Raw genomic sequence first — 18,249 nt, 5'->3', positions numbered from 1 at the left:
TCCTCTAAATTCTGCACCTTGACCCGCGTTGCCCGAAATGGCGGACGCGAGTCGAGTCGGTTATAGGACGAACGGCTTGTCCTCGGCACTACAACTACACCATCTGTCCAGCCGCGTCGGCCAAACCGATGGAATTGCCCTCCCAGGTGTTCATCAGCGACGGAAGCCGATGGACCATGCCATAGCGGACAGTCACGCCACTGTGACGATCAGTCACAGGACGATCAGGAGTCACGAGACCCCCCAAAGCGTGCAATGCTGAGATTCCGCCCACAATCCAGCACAACGGGACGGAAGGAGCCCCCCGGACTCCTTGTCCTATTTTGGCATGAGGAGGGGCAAGGGGCGCAAGGGCCTCGTACGTGTACTCCGTCACGCTTGGCCTACTTGAGAGGTACGCCCGGATCGGGACCTACGTCCGTTGTTGACAAGGCTTCAGCAAACGCGGAGAGCTCTTCAGGAACGTCGGTGCGAGGACGAAACCCCAAAACGGGCGGTACGTCAAACGCCTGTTCGTGACCGGTCGCGAGCGGTCCGTAGGAACCGAAGGTCAGAGGTCAGTTCGCCGACCGCAGATCGCGTACGGAACGCCACCGCTCGACCAGCCGGGCGTACGCCGACCCCGCGGCCGCCCCGTCACCCCGGCGCAGCGCGGCGATCCCCTCGGCCACGTCCGCCGCCGAATGGTCGTCCTCCAGCGCCCCGGGCGGCACGGCGTGCACCAGGCCGCCGTAGTCCAGCTCCACGAGCGAGCGCGGGTGGAACTCCTCCAGCCAGCGCCCGACGTCCACGAGGCCGTCGATCAGCGGCCCCTCGTCCATGGCCTCCTTCAGGGCCCGCAGGCCCCGGGCCACCCGGCGCCGGGCCTGGACCATGGGCGTGCGGTAGCGCAGGACCGGCGGGCTGTCCACGCTGTCGCCCTTGTCGTACTCGCGCTCCTCGTCGGAGACCAGCACGAACCAGTTGATCGGCACCTGCCAGGTCGCCGTACGGATCCACGGCCGGGCGTCCGGGTTCTCCGTCAGCCAGCGCTCGTAGTCCTGGGCCGCCTGGTGGCGCAGGAAGGGCGGCAGGACCGCGTCCAAGACGGGCGGCGGGAGCTCCTCGGAGAGCTCCTCCAGGGCCTGCCAGCCGCGCAGCCGGGTGCGCCAGGGGCAGACGCAGACGACGCCGTCGACGTCCAGCACGAAGGCGTCCTCGCTCTCGTGCACCGGCACCAGGACCGGCGGGGTGGGCGCCAAGTCGGCCAGCGCACGGCGGAGTTCGTCCTGGTACGAGGGACGGTCCGGACGGCGGGCGTAGCGGGCCCAGTGGCTGCGCTCCGGTTCCGCGAAGGCGGCCAGCGGTTCGTACACGCGCAGATAGGTCGCGTAGGGGACGATCACCGAGGACACCTTGGGCACGCCTGCTCCCTCCCCCGCCCATCGTCGCGAAAACCTGCGGAACCCACTCACAAACGCGCGGGAAATCTATGCAAATCGTCGCACGGGTGTACTCCGGTCGGAGGTGATCCTGAGCACGGTGCGGCCGGCGGGGCCCCCAGGCTCTAATCTCATGCTCAACAGCCCCGCCACCCGCACGGGAGCTGGTCTCCACTCGCCGCTACTTACTCAGGAGTCACCACAGTGACCGACGTAACCGGCGCACCTGCTGATGTACTGCACACCCTGTTCCACTCGGACCAGGGGGGTCATGAGCAAGTCGTGCTCTGTCAGGACCGCGCGAGCGGCCTCAAGGCCGTCATCGCCATCCACTCCACCGCCCTGGGCCCCGCGCTCGGCGGTACGCGCTTCTACCCGTACGCGAACGAGGCCGAGGCCGTCGCCGACGCGCTGAACCTCGCCCGCGGGATGTCGTACAAGAACGCCATGGCCGGTCTCGACCACGGCGGCGGCAAGGCCGTGATCATCGGCGACCCGGAGCGGATCAAGACCGAGGAGCTGCTCCTCGCCTACGGCCGGTTCGTCGCCTCCCTCGGCGGCCGGTACGTCACCGCCTGCGACGTCGGGACGTACGTCGCCGACATGGACGTCGTGGCCCGCGAGTGCCGCTGGACCACCGGCCGCTCCCCCGAGAACGGCGGCGCCGGGGACTCCTCCGTCCTCACCGCCTACGGCGTCTACCAGGGCATGCGGGCCTCCGCGCAGCACCTGTGGGGCGACCCGTCGCTGCGCGCGAAGCGGGTCGGCATCGCCGGCGTCGGCAAGGTCGGCCACCACCTGGTGGAGCACCTGGTGAAGGAGGGCGCCGAGGTCTTCGTCACGGACGTGCGCGAGGACGCCGTACGGCGGATCACCGAGCGGCACCGGGACGTCATGGCCGTGAAGGACACCGACGAGCTGATCCGCATCGACGGTCTGGGCATCTACGCCCCTTGTGCACTGGGCGGGGCGCTGGACGACGACACCGTGCCGGTGCTGACCGCCGAGGTGGTCTGCGGGGCCGCCAACAACCAGCTCGCCCACCCGGGCGTGGAGAAGGACCTCGCCGACCGCGGGATCCTCTACGCGCCGGACTACGTGGTGAACGCCGGCGGCGTCATCCAGGTGGCCGACGAGCTGCACGGCTTCGACTTCGAGCGGTGCAAGGCCAAGGCGGCGAAGATCTTCGACACCACGCTGGCCATATTCGCACGTGCGAAGGAAGACGGCATTCCGCCGGCTGCCGCGGCCGACCGGATCGCCGAGCAGCGCATGCACGACGCGGCCGCGGCCCGCCGGGCGCGCTGATTCGGGAGCGCTCTCGTACGTTTGGCCGGTACCCGTCGGTGGGCAGTTAGAGAGAACTCTCACTTCTACCGGCGGGTCGACCGCCGATAAGTGGTTAAAATCGCGGTTGACCAGCGAGGACGGGGCGCCTCGAAGGTCCTGGGCGCGGGCACGTCATGCGGGCGACGTACCGTATGGGCGCGGGCTCAGGTACCGTGGAAGCCCTACGGACCGGTCTCTCCGCGGAGAGTCCGTGCCGGACCATGAACGCGTGTCAAGACTCTGGGGCCGTCGAGCCCCGTCGTTGAGGGGGTCGAGCCATGGGGCGCGGCCGGGCCAAGGCCAAGCAGACGAAGGTCGCCCGCCAGCTGAAGTACAACAGCGGTGGGACTGACCTCTCACGCCTGGCCGAGGAGCTGGGTGCATCGCCTTCGAATCCGCAGCCGCCTAACGGCGGGCCGTTCGAGGACGATGATCAGGACGACGACCTGTACGCACGGTACGCCGACCTCTACGAGGACGACGACGAAGACGAGGACGACCAGTCCTCGCAACACCGTCGCGGCGCTTGACCTTGCACTGAGCATGTTCCCGGTCGGTGACTGAAAGGTCACCGACCGGGTTCTGTGCTGCTTGCAAGGTCTCGCGGGGTTTCGACCCCGTGCCTCAGTTGTCGTAGTCACCGATCAGGGCGGCACCAGTGGTGTGCTCGCCCCGGTCCGTGATCTCTCCGGCCACCCAGGCGTCCACGCCACGGTCGGCCAGGGTCGCCAGGGCCACGTCCGTGGACTCCTGCGGCACGATCGCGATCATGCCGACGCCCATGTTCAGGGTCTTCTCCAGCTCCAGGCGCTCGACGTTCCCCGTCCGGCCGACGAGGTCGAAGACCGGGCCGGGGGTCCAGGTGGAGCGGTCGACGATCGCGTGCAGGTCGTCGGGGACGACCCGGGCGAGGTTGGCCGCGAGTCCGCCGCCAGTGACGTGGCTGAAGGCGTGCACCTCGGTGGTGCGCATCAGGGCCAGGCAGTCCAGCGAGTAGATCTTCGTCGGCTCCAGCAGTTCCTCGCCGAGGGTGCGGCCGAGCTCGTCGACGTGGGTGTCCAGCGCGAGGCCGGCCTGGTCCAGCAGGACGTGCCGGACAAGGGAGTACCCGTTCGAGTGAAGACCGGAGGACGCCATGGCGATCACCGCGTCACCCGTACGGATACGATCCGCGCCGAGCAGCCGGTCGGCCTCCACGACGCCCGTGCCGGCGCCGGCGACGTCGAAGTCGTCCTCGCCCAGCAGGCCCGGGTGCTCGGCCGTCTCGCCGCCGACCAGGGCGCAGCCGGCCAGCACACAGCCCTCGGCGATGCCCTTGACGATGGCGGCGACGCGCTCGGGGTGGACCTTGCCGACGCAGATGTAGTCGGTCATGAACAGCGGCTCGGCGCCGCACACCACGATGTCGTCCATGACCATGGCGACCAGGTCGTGGCCGATGGTGTCGTAGATGCCGAGCCGGCGGGCGATGTCGACCTTGGTGCCGACGCCGTCCGTGGCGGAGGCGAGCAGGGGCCGCTCGTAGTTCTTCAGGGCGGAGGCGTCGAAGAGGCCGGCGAAGCCGCCGAGGCCGCCGAGGACCTCGGGGCGCTGGGCCTTCTTCACCCATTCCTTCATCAGCTCGACGGCGCGGTCTCCCGCTTCGATGTCGACGCCCGCGGCTGCGTAGCTGGCACCAGTTGTCTCAGACATGGCTAATGAGAACCTTCGTGTCGTACAGCAGGTATTGCGGGCTGCCTACGGGCGGCGGATCGCGTCGGCGGCGGCCGTGGCGGCCGGGCCGGCGGCCAGCTCCGTCTCCAGGAGCTGCTTGCCGAGCAGCTCGGGATCCGGGAGTTCCATCGGGTATTCGCCGTCGAAGCAGGCGCGGCACAGGTTCGGCTTGGCGATGGTGGTCGCCTCGATCATGCCGTCGATGGAGATGTAGGCCAGGGAGTCGGCGCCCAGGGAGGTGCCGATCTCGTCGATCGTCATGCCGTTGGCGATGAGCTCGGCGCGGGTGGCGAAGTCGATGCCGAAGAAGCAGGGCCACTTCACGGGCGGCGAGGAGATCCGGATGTGGACCTCGGCGGCGCCGGCCTCGCGGAGCATGCGGACCAGGGCCCGCTGGGTGTTGCCGCGCACGATCGAGTCGTCGACGACGACCAGGCGCTTGCCCTTGATGACTTCCTTCAGCGGGTTCAGCTTCAGGCGGATGCCCAGCTGGCGGATGGTCTGCGAGGGCTGGATGAACGTACGGCCGACGTAGGCGTTCTTCACCAGGCCGGCGCCGAAGGGGATGCCCGAGGCCTCGGCGTAACCGATGGCCGCCGGGGTGCCGGACTCCGGGGTCGCTATCACCAGGTCGGCCTCGACCGGGGACTCCTTCGCCAGCTTGCGGCCCATCTCCACGCGGGAGAGGTAGACGTTCCGGCCGGCGATGTCGGTGTCGGGGCGGGCCAGGTACACGTACTCGAAGACACAGCCCTTGGGCTTCGCTTCCGCGAATCGGGACGTGCGCAGGCCGTTCTCGTCGATGGCGACGAACTCGCCCGGCTCTATCTCGCGGACGTACGCGGCGCCGCAGATGTCGAGGGCCGCGGACTCGGAGGCGACGACCCAGCCGCGCTCCAGCCGGCCGAGGACCAGCGGGCGGATGCCCTGCGGGTCGCGGGCGGCGTACAGCGTGTTCTCGTCCATGAAGACGAGGCTGAAGGCGCCGCGCACCTGGGGCAGGACCTGGCCGGCCGCCTCCTCGATGGTCAGCGGCTTGCCGTCCTCGTCGACCTGGGCCGCGAGGAGCGCGGTCAGCAGGTCGGTGTCGTTGGTGGCCGCGACGCGCGGCGTACGGCCGCCTTCCTGCTTGGGCAGGTCGGCGACCATCTCGGCGAGCTGGGCGGTGTTGACGAGGTTGCCGTTGTGCCCGAGCGCGATGGAGCCGTGCCCGGTGGCACGGAACGTCGGCTGGGCGTTCTCCCACACGGAGGCGCCGGTGGTCGAGTAGCGGGCGTGACCGACCGCGATATGACCCTGGAGCGAACCGAGTGAGGTCTCGTCGAAGACCTGGGAGACCAGGCCCATGTCCTTGAAGACGAGGATCTGTGAGCCGTTGCTGACCGCGATTCCCGCGGATTCCTGGCCTCGATGCTGGAGGGCGTAGAGCCCGAAGTACGTGAGCTTGGCGACCTCTTCGCCCGGAGCCCAGACACCGAAGACGCCACAAGCGTCCTGGGGGCCCTTCTCACCGGGGAGCAGGTCGTGGTTGAGTCGTCCGTCACCACGTGGCACGCCACCGAGTGTAGGCGAGGTCGTCCACTGGTCCGAATTGGGGATACCGGACTTTTCAGTGGATCACCGGTCGGCGACGGCTCGCACACTCGTGCCGTTTTCGCTGGTCAGCGTCAGAGTTTGGTGATCGACTCCGTACTTCAGCTTCCCGTCGAAAAGTCGCAGCAGGGCCTTCTCGTCGGACATGAGTGAGTCTTCGCACATCATTCGGGTCGTGGCCGGGCGGCCGAGGGTGATATGGCCGTCGCGGACGGTGGCCTCGGCGTTCACCTTGTTGCAGCCCAGGCTGCCGGAGACGGTGCCCTTCTTCGCGTCGAAGGTGAGGTGGGCGCGGCCGTCGGTGTCCGGGGTCGTGACCGTCCACCTGGTGCCGCTCAGCGGGGCGTCCTTCGCCTTGGTCAGGCGGACGGTGTCCCCCTGGCCGGTGGTGAGGGTGAGGCGGTCGCCGTCCACCCGGGCCTGGAGCTCCCGGTCGGAGAGTGTGCGGGCGAGGGTCTCCTCGAAGTCCATGGGCTTGTTCTCGCAGGCCATCTCCGTGGACATGGTCTTGCTGAGCCGGATGCGGTCGCCGTCGACGGTGGCCTCGGCGCCGAACTTGTTGCATCCGAAGCTGCCCTCGGCCCGGCCCTTGTCGATGGTCACGTGGGCGCCGGTGGGGGCCTTCTGGGTCTTTCCGTCGGCGGTGACGCTGTCCACGCTCCACCGCACGCCCGTCACCGTCACCGGCTTCCCGGCACCGACCGAACCGCTGCCGCCGTCCGCCTTCTCGTTGCCGCAGGCCGCCATGAGCGGGACGAGCATGGCGGCGGCCGTCAGGGTCATGCGCTGCTTCTGCCTGTCCATGCCACTTCGACGGGGGACCCGGGGTGATCGGTTCCCCTTATGCCATCAGCGGCAGGTGGGCCGAAAGGTCCGCCCGCTCGCCACTGGCGCTCACGCGGGCGTCCTGGAGCGCCTGTGCCCAGGCCAGCCGCCCGGTGGCCAGCCGGATCCAGGTCAGCGGGTCCGTCTCGACGACGCTGGGCGGGGTGCCCCGGGTGTGCCTCGGGCCCGCCACGCACTGCACCACCGCGTACGGCGGGATCCGCACCTCGGTGGAGCCGCCGGGCGCCTTCACGGCGAGGGCGTCGGCGAGGAGACGGGTGCAGGCGGCGAGGGCCTGGCGGTCGTAGGGGATGTCGAGGCCGGGGACGGCGGCGTTCAGGTCGTCGGTGTGGACGACGAGTTCGACGGTGCGGGTGACCAGGTAGTCGGCGAGGGTGATGGCGCCGGTGCGGGCGGCGAGGACGCGATCGCCGGGCGCGTCGGCCAGCTTGCGCGTGAGGCGCTCCTCGGTGCGGGCGTAGAGGGCGTCGAGGTCGGGGTTGGCGGCGGCGAGCTCACGGGTGCCGTCAGCGATGTCACCGGCGCGGGCGGCGGTGGCGAAGGGCCAGTCGAGGAGGGCGAGCTCCGGTTTCGCCGGCTCCTCCCGGTCGAGGTTGCGGCTGACGGTCTCCACGGCCATGGTCACGTGCGCGGCGAGGTCCCGTACCGTCCAGTCCCCCAGCCGGGTGGGCAGCGCGAGCTGGTCGGGGGTGAAGGTGCGTACGGCCTCGCGCACGTGCCCGAACTGAGTGAGGACCGCGGTGCGGATCTTGACGGGGTCGTAGCTGCGGGCGCGCTTCTTGGCCGGGGGCATGGGGGCAGCCTAGGCGCGGGGGGCCGGGGCCGGTTCGGGGACCTCGAACACCTCGCCGTTGCGGGGTACGCCGAGGCCACGCCAGGTGAAGGGGACGCCCCGGGCGGTGTCGGGATCGGAGCCGTCCATGAGCTGGAAGTGCAGGTGGGGCTCTGTCGAGTTGCCCGAGTTCCCGCAGGCGGCGAGCGGCTGTCCGGCGTGTACCCGGTCGCCCTCGCGGACGGTGAGGGAGCCGCGCCGCAGATGGGCGTACAGGGCGTGGGTGCCGTCGCCGAGATCCAGGATCACGTGGTTGCCGATGATCCGCTTGGCGCCGAACAGGTCGCGCACGGAGCCCTCCAGGAGCATCAGGTACAGCAGCGAGGGCAGCGACGTACGGCTCAGGTGGTCGCGCTGTCCGTCGGCGGCCCGTACGACCCTGCCGTCGGCGACGGCGAGGATGGGGACGCCGAAGCCGGGGAAGGCTTCGCTCCGGCGCGCGAGCGGCCACAGCCGGCGGAAACCGGGCCGGGCGCCCTGCTCGGGCTCGGCGACCATGTCGATGGCGAACGTCTGGCCGTAGGCGTGCGTGCCGTGACTCGGCGTGCGGTCGGCCGGGCTGTTCAGCGCCAGCCAGCGGCCGGTGACGGGCGGGGCGACCTCGACGGGCTCCCGGGCCGCTCGAGGGCTGTCCGGGGCACCGCCCCACCGGTTGGCCACGATGACGACGGTGTACGCCAGGACCGCCGGCAGGAAGTTCCACCACCACGGATAGCTCAGGTCCAGCGCGTAGTGGGCGATCACCGCACATAAGAAGGTCAGCTGCAGACCGCGGTAGGCCAGTGCGGCCAGTTTGCGTCCGGTCATGTCTCTCCCTCGTTCCCCCGTCTGTGTCAGGGCCGGGCCACCGCCACCGCCACCAGCAGCGGTACGACCCGCCCCGGCGGCACCTCGTAGCGGCCTCGGCCGGTCGTGTGCAGCCAGCCGGCGCCGGTCAGCTGGCGCAGGTGGTGGTAGATCTGGCCGGTCGTGCCGACCTCGTCCAGCTCGGCGAGATCCGCCGCGGTGCGTCGGCCGCCGAGGATCTCGCGCAGCAGCCGGATCCGGACCGGGTGGCCGAGTGCCGCGAACGACTCGGCGACCGGTGCCCAGTCCACCTCCAGCAGCCCGTCCGTCAGGGCTCCCGTCTGCCACGCGTACTGCTCGCCCGTCGGCAGGCGTACGGAGCCGGTGTAGAGGACACCGCCGTCGGCGGCTCCCAGCTCGGACAGCTGCTCCTTCAGCCCGTTCAGAGCCCAGAAGTCGCCTGCGTCGAGGCGGGGTCCGGCGCGGTGGGCGCCTTCCAGGGCCGCGAGCCGTCGTTCGAGGTCGGCGACACGTTGTTCCAGTTCCACACCGTGGATATTACGGAACTACGTAACTGCGTACAAGAGGTGGGTCCGGACATGCGAAGGCCCCGCCCGTCACCATGACGGGCGGGGCCTGGCATGCCTGGCTACGCCAGCAGCGCCGGAATCGTCCCCTCGTGGAGCTCGCGCAGCTCGGAGAGGGGGAGCGTGAACTCGCCCTGGATGTCCACCGCGTCACCGTCCACGACACCGATACGGGTGGCCGGCAGGCCCCGCGCACCGCACATGTCGTTGAAGCGGACTTCCTCCGAACGCGGCACGGCCACGACCGCGCGGCCCGCCGATTCGGAGAAGAGGAAGGTGAAGGCGTCCAAGCCGTCCGGGACGATCAGGCGCGCGCCCTTGCCGCCCAGCAGCGCCGACTCGACGACCGCCTGGATCAGACCGCCGTCGGACAGGTCGTGCGCGGAGTCGATCATGCCGTCGCGGGAGGCGGCGATCAGGATCTCGGCGAGCAGGCGCTCGCGCTCCAGGTCGACCTTCGGGGGGAGGCCGCCGAGGTGGTCGTGGACGACCTGCGACCAGGCCGAACCGCCGAACTCCTCACGCGTGTCGCCGAGGAGGTAGAGCAGCTGCCCCTCCTCCTGGAAGGCGACCGGCGTGCGGCGGGCCACGTCGTCGATGACGCCCAGGACCGCGACGACCGGGGTCGGGTGGATGGCCGCCTCGCCCGTCTGGTTGTAGAGGGACACGTTGCCGCCGGTCACCGGGGTGCCGAGCTGCTGGCAGGCGTCCGCCAGACCGCGCACGGCCTCCGCGAACTGCCACATCACCGCCGGGTCCTCGGGCGAGCCGAAGTTCAGGCAGTCCGAGACGGCGAGCGGCTTGGCGCCCGTCGTCGCCACGTTGCGGTAGGCCTCCGCCAGCGCCAGCTGCGCGCCCGCGTACGGGTCGAGCTTGGCGTACCGGCCGTTGCCGTCCGTGGCGAGGGCCACGCCGAGGCCGGTCTCCTCGTCGATCCGGATCATGCCGGAGTCCTCGGGCTGGGCGAGGACCGTGTTGCCCTGCACGAAATGGTCGTACTGGGAGGTGATCCAGGACTTGGAGGCCTGGTTCGGGGAGCCGACCAGCTTCAGGACCTGGTCCTTCAGCTCCTCGCTCGTCGCCGGCCGCGGCAGCTTGTTCGCGTCGTCCGCCTGGAGGGCGTCCTGCCAGGACGGGCGGGCGTACGGGCGCTCGTAGACCGGGCCCTCGTGGGCCACCGTGCGCGGGTCGACGTCGACGATCTTGCCGCCGTGCCAGTAGATCTCCAGGCGGTCGCCGTCGGTCACCTCACCGATGACGGTGGCGATGACGTCCCACTTCTCGCAGATCTCCAGGAAGCGGTCGACCTTCTCCGGCTCGACGACCGCGCACATGCGCTCCTGCGACTCGCTCATGAGGATTTCCTCGGGCGAGAGCGTCGAGTCGCGCAGGGGGACGTCGTCCAGCGTCACGCGCATGCCGCCGGAGCCGTTGGAGGCCAGCTCACTGGTGGCACAGGACAGGCCCGCCGCGCCCAGGTCCTGGATGCCGACGACCAGCTTCTCCTTGAAGGCCTCCAGGGTGCACTCGATGAGGAGCTTCTCCTGGAAGGGGTCGCCGACCTGGACGGCCGGGCGCTTCGAGGGCTTCGCGTCGTCGAAGGTCTCGGAGGCCAGGATCGAGGCGCCGCCGATGCCGTCGCCGCCGGTCCGGGCCCCGTACAGGATGACCTTGTTGCCCGCGCCGGACGCCTTCGCGAGGTGGATGTCCTCGTGCCGCATCACGCCGATGCACCCGGCGTTGACCAGCGGGTTGCCCTGGTAGCAGGCGTCGAAGACGACCTCGCCGCCGATGTTGGGCAGGCCCAGGCAGTTGCCGTAGCCGCCGATGCCGGCGACGACACCCGGCAGCACGCGCTTGGTGTCGGGGTGGTCGGCCGCGCCGAACCGCAGCGGGTCGACGACCGCCACCGGCCGGGCGCCCATGGCGATGATGTCGCGGACGATGCCGCCGACACCGGTGGCCGCGCCCTGGTAGGGCTCGACGTACGACGGGTGGTTGTGCGACTCGACCTTGAAGGTGACCGCGTAACCCTGGCCGACGTCCACGACACCGGCGTTCTCGCCGATGCCGACGAGCATGGCGTCGTTCTCGGGCGCCTTCTCGCCGAACTGGCGCAGGTGCACCTTGCTGCTCTTGTACGAGCAGTGCTCGGACCACATCACCGAGTACATGGCGAGCTCGGCACCGGTGGGCCGGCGGCCGAGGATCTCGACCACGCGCTCGTACTCGTCCTTCTTCAGGCCGAGTTCGGCCCAGGGCAGCTCGACGTCGGGGGTCGCGGCCGCGTGCTCGACCGTGTCCAGAGGCGTCCGGCTCATGCGTTGACCAGCTTCTTGAGGATCGAGGTGAAGAACGGGAGGCCGTCGGTACGGCCGGTGCCGATCAGCGGCTCGACGGCGTGCTCGGGGTGCGGCATGAGGCCTACGACGTTGCCGACCTCGTTGGTGACGCCCGCGATGTCGTTGTTCGAGCCGTTGGGGTTGACGTCCAGGTACCGGAAGGCGACCCGGCCCTCGGACTCCAGCGCGTCCAGCGTGTGCTGGTCGGCGACGTACTGCCCGTCGATGTTCTTCAGCGGGATGTGGATCTCCTGGCCGGCGGTGTAGTCGCTGGTCCAGGCCGTCTCGGCGTTCTCCACCCGCAGCTTCTGGTCACGGCAGATGAAGTGCAGATGGTTGTTGCGCAGCATCGTGCCGGGCAGCAGGTGGGCCTCGGTGAGGATCTGGAAGCCGTTGCAGATGCCGAGCACCGGCAGACCGGCCTTCGCCTGCTCCAGCAAGGGCTCCATGACCGGCGAGAAACGGGCGATGGCCCCGGCGCGCAGGTAGTCGCCGTAGGAGAAACCACCGCACAGCACCACGGCGTCGACCTGCTTGAGGTCCTTGTCCTTGTGCCACAGGGCGACCGGCTCGGCGCCCGCGAGGCGGATCGCGCGCTGCGTGTCCCGGTCGTCCAGACTGCCGGGGAAAGTGACGACGCCAATACGAGCGGTCACTTCACGGCCTCCGCGACTTCCTCGACCCGGACCGTGAAGTCCTCGATCACGGTGTTCGCGAGGAAGGACTCCGCAAGATCGTGAATGCGGGCGAGGGCGGCCTCGTCGACCGGCCCGTCAACTTCCAGTTCGAAACGCTTTCCCTGGCGGACGTCCGAGATCCCGTCGAAACGCAGCCGCGGCAGTGCGCGCTGCACCGCCTGGCCCTGGGGGTCGAGGATCTCCGGCTTGAGCATGACGTCGACTACGACGCGTGCCACTGGCACTCCCGGTGTGTGGTGCTGAGCAGGTTCCTTCAGACTACCCGCACAAAAATTCTACGCGCGTCGACTTGTAGGAAACTACGTGACCGTCATCACGATCCTGCATCGACGTACCCACACACGAAAATTTCCGGGAAAGATTCCGGGTCGACACCCGGAACCTATTGCGTTCGGACACGCGGACAGATTTAGTCGAGTTTCACATTGCATTGCCAGGCACTGTAGAAATGAATTGGCAAGTGCCGCAGGAAGGGACCGATATTCGTGGCGCAGAAGGTCGTGGTCACTCTCTTTGACGACATCGACGGCTCGGAAGCGGCGGAAACGATCGCCTTCGGACTGGACGGCAAGTCGTACGAGATCGACCTGAACGAAGTCAATGCCGGCGAACTGCGGAAAGCGCTCGCACCCTACGTGGAGGCCGGCCGCAAGCGGTCCCGCTCGGGCAGGGCGTACCGGCAGACGGAGGTCGCCCCCGACCCGTCGGCCGTGCGGGCCTGGGCCCAGGCGAACAAGATGGAGGTCCCCGCGCGCGGGCGCATCCCCAAGAAGGTCTACGAGGCGTTCACCGCCGCCCAGTGACGACCCGGTGAGGCCCGGCCGGACGACCGGTCACCCGCCCCTCGCGGCAACCGACTTGCGCAGCACCCCGGCTGATCAGCTAGAGTCTGGAGCACGCCGAGGGGCGAGGCCGAAAGGCCCGGCTCACGGAAACATGCGGGTGTAGTTCAGTAGTAGAACATCCCCCTTCCAGGGGGAAGGCGCAGTGTGCGATTCCTGTCACCCGCTCTGCATCGCCAGTACCGACCACTCTTGTGGATCAGGTAGGCTGGTGCCCGCACCGATCGGTGAGAGCCGGTCGGGAGCATATGCGGACGTAGCTCAGTTGGTAGAGCGCAACCTTGCCAAGGTTGAGGTCGCGAGTTCGAGCCTCGTCGTCCGCTCGGGAATGAGACCCCGGTCCTGATGGACCGGGGTCTTCTTCGTGTTTCCGTTCCCCGCCTCTGATCCCTGCTTCTGACATTTGTCATGCCGAGTGATGACAGCGCGCACTGCTCCCGGGGCCGCGCGGCCGGGACGCTGAAGACATGGAAACCAACGGACACGAACACGTGATTGAGGTCACTGACCTGCGGCGTGTGTACGGGGGCGGGTTCGAGGCGGTAAGCGGAATCACCTTTTCCGTGCGACGCGGGGAGATCTTCGCCCTGCTGGGCACCAACGGCGCCGGCAAGACGTCGACCGTCGAACTGCTGGAGGGCCTGGCGGTGCCGGCGGGCGGCCGGGTGCGGGTCCTCGGCCACGACCCGTACACCGACCGGGCCCTCGTACGGCCGCGCACCGGCGTGATGCTCCAGGAAGGCGGCTTCCCCTCCGAGCTGACCGTCGCGGAGACCGCGCGGATGTGGGCGGGGTGTGTGAGCGGGGCCCGGCCGCCAGCGGAGGTCCTGGCGCTGGTCGGGCTGGAGTCGAAGGCCGGCGTCCGGGTCAAGCAGTTGTCCGGCGGCCAGCGGCGCCGGCTGGATCTGGCGCTCGCGCTGCTCGGTGACCCCGAGGTGCTCTTCCTGGACGAGCCGACCACCGGGCTGGACGCCGAAGGCCGCCGGGAGACCTGGGAGTTGGTGAGCGCGCTGCGCGACGGCGGTACGACGGTGCTGCTGACCACGCACTACCTGGAGGAGGCCGAGAACCTCGCCGACCGGCTGGCGATCATGCACGCGGGCCGCATCGCCACCACCGGAACCCCGGCCGAGGTGACCGCCGCGGAACCGTCGCGGATCTCCTTCGAACTGCCCGAGGGCTATTTCGTCGGCGACCTCCCGCCGCTCGGCGAGCTGGGCGTGAGCGGGCACGAGACCGACGGCCGGACCGTCCGGCTCCGCACCCACGAACTCCAGCGGACGGCCACCGGGCTGCTGATGTGGGCTGCGCGGGTCCGGGTGGAACTGCGCCGCCTGGACGTGCGGTCGGCCTCCCTGGAGGAGGCGTTCCTCGGGATCGCCAAGAACGTCTCCGCGCAGCAGGCCACGGGAATGACGAAGGAGCACGCGGCATGAGCGCCACCCGCACGACCCCCCGCCCGGCGCCGTCGACGACTACTCCACTGAGCCGGATGACGGCGCTCGCCCGTGCCGAGATGACCCTGCTCGGGCGTACCAAGGGCGCGCTCGTCGCCGCGCTGTTCGCACCGCTGGTGCTGCCGGTCAGCACCTCGCAGGTGTCGAAGGAGATGGACCTCGCCGAAGTCGGGCTGAGCACCGGCACCCTGGTGCTGCCTGCCTCGGTCGGCTTCTCCCTGCTGTTCGCCGTCTACTCGGTGCTCGTCGGCGCCATCGTCGTCCGGCGTGAGGAACTGGTCCTCAAGCGGCTGCGCACCGGTGAGCTGAGGGACGTCGAGATCCTGGCCGGTTCCGCGCTGCCGGCCGTTCTCACCGGGCTCGTGCAGTGCCTGGTGCTGGCGGTGGGCTGCTCGGTCCTGCTGGATCTGCCCGCACCGGCCGCGCCCCAGCTGGCCGTCGTCGGCCTGCTGTCGGGGCTCGTGATGTGTGCCGCGCTGGCCGCCGCCACCGCGAGCTTCACCAGAACCGGCGAGAGCGCCCAGGTCACACCCATGCCGCTGATGATCATCTCGATGATGGGCTCCGGCATGTTCTTCCCGCTGGAGCTGCTGCCGGACCGGGTGGCCTCCGTCTGCGAACTCCTGCCGCTGACACCCGTCGTCACCCTGGTGCGCGGCGGCTGGACCGGCGACCTGCCGGTGTCCGAGGCGCTGGGCGCCGTCGCGACGGCGGTGGTCTGGATCATCATCGCGGTGTTTGCTGTACGGCGGTGGTTCCGCTGGGAACCGCGGCGCTGACCGAAGGGGGAGTGACGGGCTGATGCGCGGGCCGGGCGGGTGGTGGCGGCGGCAGAGCAAGCCGGAGAAGGTCGAGACGTACACGCGGTGGTCGTTCCACCTCTTCGCGGTGGTCGAGTTCGTCACGGTCGGGCTCATGGCGGTCACCCTGGGGGTGTGGCCGGGGGCCGGGCTGCTGCTGGTGCTGGGCGTGCACGTCGCGGTCTGCTTCGTCACCGTGTCACGGTCGCTGGACTGGACGCGGGGCAGGCGTCCACAGCCCGTCCGGCTGCTGTGGACGCTGGCCGCCGTCACCGCCGCGGTCGGCGTCACCGCGATCGGCATCGCGGACCGCGGACCGGACGGCGAGCACGTGGACACCGCCGCGGGCGGGGCCTTCGGGGTGGTCGTCATCGTCGGGACCGGCATCATCGCGCTCGGCATCCGTGAGCGGAAGCGCGTGTTCGCCGTCGTCGGGGCCTTCGCCGCAGGCTCCTGGATCGTGGCGTTCGCTCGGGGCGCCTCGGCGGGCGAATCGCTCTTCGCGTCGGTGATGGTGCTGTTCAGCGGCGGGATCATGGCCTCCACGGCCATCATCTCGGTGTGGCTGCTCAACATCGTCTACGAACTCGACGAGGCGCGTGAGACCCGGACCCGGCTCGCCGTCGCCGAGGAGCGGCTCAGGTTCGGGCGGGATCTGCACGACGTCATGGGGCGGAACCTCGCCGTCATCGCGCTCAAGAGCGAACTCGCCGTGCAGCTCGCCCAGCGGGACCGACCGGAGGCCGTGGCGCAGATGGTCGAGGTGCAGCGGCTCGCGCAGGAGTCGCAGCGGGAGGTCCGCGAGGTCGTCCGGGGCTACCGGGAGGCGGACCTCGCCTCGGAACTCGCCGGTGCGCAAGGCGTGCTGACCGCGGCCGGTATCGACTGCACGGTGAGCGGGGCGGCGGCGGAGCTGCCGGTCGCGGTGCGGTCCGCCCTGGGGTGGGTGGTCCGGGAGGCCGCCACGAACGTCCTGCGGCACGGGGACGCACGGCGGTGTGCGGTGAGACTGCGGATGTTGGAGGGACATGTGGTGTTGTCCGTGGAGAACGACGGGGTCACCGAGGCCGGGGGCGCTTCCTCCGGCTCGTCGGGCTCATCCGGCTCATCCGGCTCGTCAGGCTCATCCGGCTCCGGACTCGCCGGGCTCCGGGAGCGGCTGGCGGAGATCGACGGGACCCTGGTGGCCGGACCCGCCGGCAAGGGGCTGTTCCGGCTGACGGCAAAGATTCCGCTGCCGTCGGAACCCGCCCGTTCCGAGTCCGTCGCCATGGTGCCCACCGTGAGTGAGGTCACGCCATGACCGCCGCCGAGCCCGTGCGGCTGCTGCTCGCCGACGACGAGCACCTCATTCGCGGGGCGCTCGCCGCGCTGCTGTCGCTGGAGGACGACCTCACGGTCGTCGCCGAGGCGGCCACCGGGCCGGAGGCGCTCGCGATGGCCCGGGCTCACAAGCCCGACGTCGCCGTACTGGATCTGCAGATGCCCGGCGCCGACGGTGTGAAGGTCGCCACATCCCTGCGCACCGAACTGCCCGGCTGCAAGGTGGTCATCGTCACCAGCCACGGGCGGCCCGGGCATCTGAAGCGGGCGCTGGAGGCCGGGGTGCGGGGGTTCGTGCCGAAGACCGTGAGCGCGCAGCGCCTCGCGGAGCTCATCCGCACCGTGCACGCCGGGAACCGCTACGTCGACCCGGAGTTGGCCGCCGACGCGATCGCCGCCGGGGACTCGCCGCTGACCGCGCGGGAGGCCGAGGTGCTGGAGCTCGCCGCCGACGGTGCGCCCGTCGCGGAGATCGCCGAGCGCGCCGCGCTGTCACAGGGGACCGTACGGAACTACCTGTCGTCGGCCGTGTCGAAGCTCGGGGCGGAGAACCGGCATGCGGCGGTGCGGCTCGCGCGGGAGCGAGGTTGGGTATAGTGGTTCCCGCGCCACGGCGCAGGCGAACGTAGCTCAGTTGGTAGAGCGCAACCTTGCCAAGGTTGAGGTCGCGAGTTCGAACCTCGTCGTTCGCTCCAGAGAAAAGCCCCCCGGTTCCAGCCGGGGGGCTTCTTCGTGTTCCATGTGCGAGTCCTACGACCAGCTGGTGCCGGTCAGGCGCTCGTACGCCTCCACGTACTTGGCGCGGGTGGCGTCGACGACCTGCTGCGGCAGCGGGGGCGGCGGCTGCTCGCTCTTGCGGTCCCAGCCCGACTCCGCCGAGGTCAGCCAGTCGCGGACGAACTGCTTGTCGTACGACGGCTGCGCACGGCCCGGCTGCCACTCGTCGGCCGGCCAGAAGCGGGAGGAGTCCGCGGTCAGGACCTCGTCCGCGAGGACCAGGGAATCGCCGTCGAAGCCGAACTCGAACTTCGTGTCCGCGAGGATGATGCCCCGCTCGCGGGCGATGTCCCGGCCCCGCGAGTAGACGGCGAGCGTCGCCTGGCGCAGCCGGGCCGCGGTGTCGGCGCCGACCTGGCGGGCGACCTCCTCGTAGGAGACGTTCTCGTCGTGCTCGCCGACGGCTGCCTTGGTGGCCGGGGTGAAGATCGGGGCGGGCAGTTCACTGCCGTCGACCAGGCCCTCCGGCAGGGCGAGGCCGCAGACCGTGCGGGACTCGTTGTACTCGACCAGGCCCGAGCCCGTCAGGTAGCCGCGGGCCACGCACTCCACGGGGACCATCTGGAGCGACTTGCAGACGAGCGTGCGGCCCTCCCAGTCGGCGGGGGCGCCCGCGGGCAGTTCCGTACTCAGGACGTGGTTCGGGATCAGGTCGGCGAGCTGGTCGAACCACCACAGGGAGAGCTGCGTGAGGACCCGGCCCTTGTCGGGGATCTCGGTCGGCAGCACCCAGTCGAATGCGGAGATGCGGTCGCTGGCGACCATCACGAGGTCGCCCGCCTCGTTCTGGTACAGCTCGCGCACCTTGCCGGTGTGCAGATGCACCAGGCCCTGAACCTGGATCGGCTCGGGCTTCTCTACGAATCCGGACACGGTTCCTCCCCGTGGTTCTGTCCAAGTGGC

The 18,249-nt window shown here is 69.9% G+C and carries 18 protein-coding genes and 3 tRNA genes; 10 read left to right on the top strand and 11 right to left on the bottom strand.

The features are described from left to right. Positions 1 to 557 precede the first annotated feature (557 nt). Positions 558 to 1,403: a DUF8083 family protein gene (locus ACH4G3_RS14345; protein ID WP_397624715.1), complete on the bottom strand. Its 846-nt coding sequence runs from the start codon at positions 1,401 to 1,403 to the stop codon at positions 558 to 560. Between the two features lie 222 nt (positions 1,404 to 1,625). On the opposite strand from ACH4G3_RS14345, the gene ACH4G3_RS14340 reads away from it, so the two are divergent. Next, positions 1,626 to 2,729, top strand: coding sequence for a Leu/Phe/Val dehydrogenase (locus tag ACH4G3_RS14340; RefSeq protein WP_397624714.1), 1,104 nt, complete (start codon positions 1,626 to 1,628; stop codon positions 2,727 to 2,729). 299 nt (positions 2,730 to 3,028) lie between these two features. Then, positions 3,029 to 3,280: a DUF3073 domain-containing protein gene (locus ACH4G3_RS14335; RefSeq protein ID WP_020277200.1), complete on the top strand. Its 252-nt coding sequence runs from the start codon at positions 3,029 to 3,031 to the stop codon at positions 3,278 to 3,280. Between the two features lie 94 nt (positions 3,281 to 3,374). Here ACH4G3_RS14335 and purM read toward each other — a convergent pair whose 3' ends face one another. The 9 genes from purM to purS all read right to left on the bottom strand — a co-directional run bounded on the left by purM (position 3,375) and on the right by purS (position 12,365). Beyond that, a complete protein-coding gene (purM, locus tag ACH4G3_RS14330) occupies positions 3,375 to 4,442 on the bottom strand; it encodes a phosphoribosylformylglycinamidine cyclo-ligase (protein ID WP_397624713.1) in 1,068 nt (355 codons plus the stop codon). A gap of 45 nt (positions 4,443 to 4,487) precedes the next feature. Beyond that, positions 4,488 to 6,017: an amidophosphoribosyltransferase gene (gene purF, locus ACH4G3_RS14325; protein ID WP_020277202.1), complete on the bottom strand. Its 1,530-nt coding sequence runs from the start codon at positions 6,015 to 6,017 to the stop codon at positions 4,488 to 4,490. A 63-nt stretch (positions 6,018 to 6,080) separates the two neighbouring features. Continuing rightward, on the bottom strand, positions 6,081 to 6,860 hold the full coding sequence (locus ACH4G3_RS14320; RefSeq protein WP_397624712.1) for an META domain-containing protein: 780 nt from the start codon (positions 6,858 to 6,860) through the stop codon (positions 6,081 to 6,083). Positions 6,861 to 6,897: 37 nt separating this feature from the next. Continuing rightward, on the bottom strand, positions 6,898 to 7,695 hold the full coding sequence (locus ACH4G3_RS14315; RefSeq protein WP_397624711.1) for a maleylpyruvate isomerase family mycothiol-dependent enzyme: 798 nt from the start codon (positions 7,693 to 7,695) through the stop codon (positions 6,898 to 6,900). Positions 7,696 to 7,704: 9 nt separating this feature from the next. Next, positions 7,705 to 8,541 carry a M23 family metallopeptidase gene (locus ACH4G3_RS14310; protein WP_397624710.1) on the bottom strand — a complete coding sequence of 279 codons (837 nt, stop codon included), beginning with the start codon at positions 8,539 to 8,541 and terminating at the stop codon, positions 7,705 to 7,707. A 26-nt stretch (positions 8,542 to 8,567) separates the two neighbouring features. Continuing rightward, positions 8,568 to 9,068, bottom strand: coding sequence for an ArsR/SmtB family transcription factor (locus tag ACH4G3_RS14305; RefSeq protein ID WP_397624709.1), 501 nt, complete (start codon positions 9,066 to 9,068; stop codon positions 8,568 to 8,570). Between the two features lie 101 nt (positions 9,069 to 9,169). Next, positions 9,170 to 11,428 (bottom strand): phosphoribosylformylglycinamidine synthase subunit PurL, encoded by a 2,259-nt coding sequence (gene purL, locus ACH4G3_RS14300; RefSeq protein WP_397624708.1) that lies wholly within the window; start codon positions 11,426 to 11,428, stop codon positions 9,170 to 9,172. Then, the gene (purQ, locus tag ACH4G3_RS14295; RefSeq protein ID WP_397624707.1) at positions 11,425 to 12,105 is read right to left on the bottom strand and encodes a phosphoribosylformylglycinamidine synthase subunit PurQ; all 681 of its coding nucleotides are present in this window, start codon (positions 12,103 to 12,105) and stop codon (positions 11,425 to 11,427) included. Before purQ ends, purL begins: the two co-directional genes overlap by 4 nt. Further along, positions 12,102 to 12,365 carry a phosphoribosylformylglycinamidine synthase subunit PurS gene (gene purS / locus ACH4G3_RS14290; protein ID WP_397624706.1) on the bottom strand — a complete coding sequence of 88 codons (264 nt, stop codon included), beginning with the start codon at positions 12,363 to 12,365 and terminating at the stop codon, positions 12,102 to 12,104. Before purS ends, purQ begins: the two co-directional genes overlap by 4 nt. A gap of 267 nt (positions 12,366 to 12,632) precedes the next feature. On the opposite strand from purS, the gene ACH4G3_RS14285 reads away from it, so the two are divergent. From ACH4G3_RS14285 to ACH4G3_RS14250, 8 genes are all read left to right on the top strand, one after another. After that, entirely contained in the window at positions 12,633 to 12,950 is a 318-nt protein-coding gene (locus ACH4G3_RS14285; RefSeq protein ID WP_010045046.1) for a histone-like nucleoid-structuring protein Lsr2, read from the top strand. Positions 12,951 to 13,085: 135 nt separating this feature from the next. Continuing rightward, positions 13,086 to 13,157 (top strand) — tRNA-Gly (locus ACH4G3_RS14280). Between the two features lie 82 nt (positions 13,158 to 13,239). Further along, a tRNA-Gly gene (locus tag ACH4G3_RS14275) sits at positions 13,240 to 13,312 on the top strand. Between the two features lie 144 nt (positions 13,313 to 13,456). Beyond that, on the top strand, positions 13,457 to 14,425 hold the full coding sequence (locus tag ACH4G3_RS14270; protein WP_397624705.1) for an ABC transporter ATP-binding protein: 969 nt from the start codon (positions 13,457 to 13,459) through the stop codon (positions 14,423 to 14,425). Then, on the top strand, positions 14,422 to 15,225 hold the full coding sequence (locus tag ACH4G3_RS14265; RefSeq protein WP_397624704.1) for an ABC transporter permease: 804 nt from the start codon (positions 14,422 to 14,424) through the stop codon (positions 15,223 to 15,225). The genes ACH4G3_RS14270 and ACH4G3_RS14265 overlap by 4 nt, the downstream gene beginning before the upstream one ends. Before the next feature lie 22 nt (positions 15,226 to 15,247). Next, positions 15,248 to 16,549 carry a sensor histidine kinase gene (locus ACH4G3_RS14260; protein ID WP_397624703.1) on the top strand — a complete coding sequence of 434 codons (1,302 nt, stop codon included), beginning with the start codon at positions 15,248 to 15,250 and terminating at the stop codon, positions 16,547 to 16,549. Continuing rightward, the gene (locus ACH4G3_RS14255; RefSeq protein WP_397624702.1) at positions 16,546 to 17,166 is read left to right on the top strand and encodes a response regulator; all 621 of its coding nucleotides are present in this window, start codon (positions 16,546 to 16,548) and stop codon (positions 17,164 to 17,166) included. Before ACH4G3_RS14260 ends, ACH4G3_RS14255 begins: the two co-directional genes overlap by 4 nt. Positions 17,167 to 17,188: 22 nt before the next feature. Continuing rightward, positions 17,189 to 17,264, top strand: a tRNA-Gly gene (locus ACH4G3_RS14250). 55 nt (positions 17,265 to 17,319) lie between these two features. On the opposite strand, the gene ACH4G3_RS14245 is transcribed toward ACH4G3_RS14250, so the two are convergent. Then, on the bottom strand, positions 17,320 to 18,219 hold the full coding sequence (locus ACH4G3_RS14245) for a phosphoribosylaminoimidazolesuccinocarboxamide synthase (RefSeq protein ID WP_397624701.1): 900 nt from the start codon (positions 18,217 to 18,219) through the stop codon (positions 17,320 to 17,322). Positions 18,220 to 18,249: the final 30 nt, after the last annotated feature.

It is taken from the genome of Streptomyces afghaniensis (assembly GCF_044327915.1).
GTDB classification, from domain to species: Bacteria; Actinomycetota; Actinomycetes; order Streptomycetales; family Streptomycetaceae; genus Streptomyces; species Streptomyces afghaniensis.
The sequence above is the reverse complement of the archived record's forward strand: the minus strand, read 5'-3'. Positions and strand labels throughout refer to the sequence as shown.

Coding starts and splice junctions, on each gene's coding strand:
- ACH4G3_RS14335 (WP_020277200.1), top strand. CDS start 3,029: ATGGGGCGCGGCCGGGCCAAGGCCAAGCAGACGAAGGTCGCCCGCCAG.
- purM (WP_397624713.1), bottom strand. CDS start 4,442: ATGTCTGAGACAACTGGTGCCAGCTACGCAGCCGCGGGCGTCGACATC.
- ACH4G3_RS14320 (WP_397624712.1), bottom strand. CDS start 6,860: ATGGACAGGCAGAAGCAGCGCATGACCCTGACGGCCGCCGCCATGCTC.
- ACH4G3_RS14315 (WP_397624711.1), bottom strand. CDS start 7,695: ATGCCCCCGGCCAAGAAGCGCGCCCGCAGCTACGACCCCGTCAAGATC.
- ACH4G3_RS14310 (WP_397624710.1), bottom strand. CDS start 8,541: ATGACCGGACGCAAACTGGCCGCACTGGCCTACCGCGGTCTGCAGCTG.
- purL (WP_397624708.1), bottom strand. CDS start 11,428: ATGAGCCGGACGCCTCTGGACACGGTCGAGCACGCGGCCGCGACCCCC.
- ACH4G3_RS14270 (WP_397624705.1), top strand. CDS start 13,457: ATGGAAACCAACGGACACGAACACGTGATTGAGGTCACTGACCTGCGG.
- ACH4G3_RS14265 (WP_397624704.1), top strand. CDS start 14,422: ATGAGCGCCACCCGCACGACCCCCCGCCCGGCGCCGTCGACGACTACT.
- ACH4G3_RS14260 (WP_397624703.1), top strand. CDS start 15,248: ATGCGCGGGCCGGGCGGGTGGTGGCGGCGGCAGAGCAAGCCGGAGAAG.
- ACH4G3_RS14255 (WP_397624702.1), top strand. CDS start 16,546: ATGACCGCCGCCGAGCCCGTGCGGCTGCTGCTCGCCGACGACGAGCAC.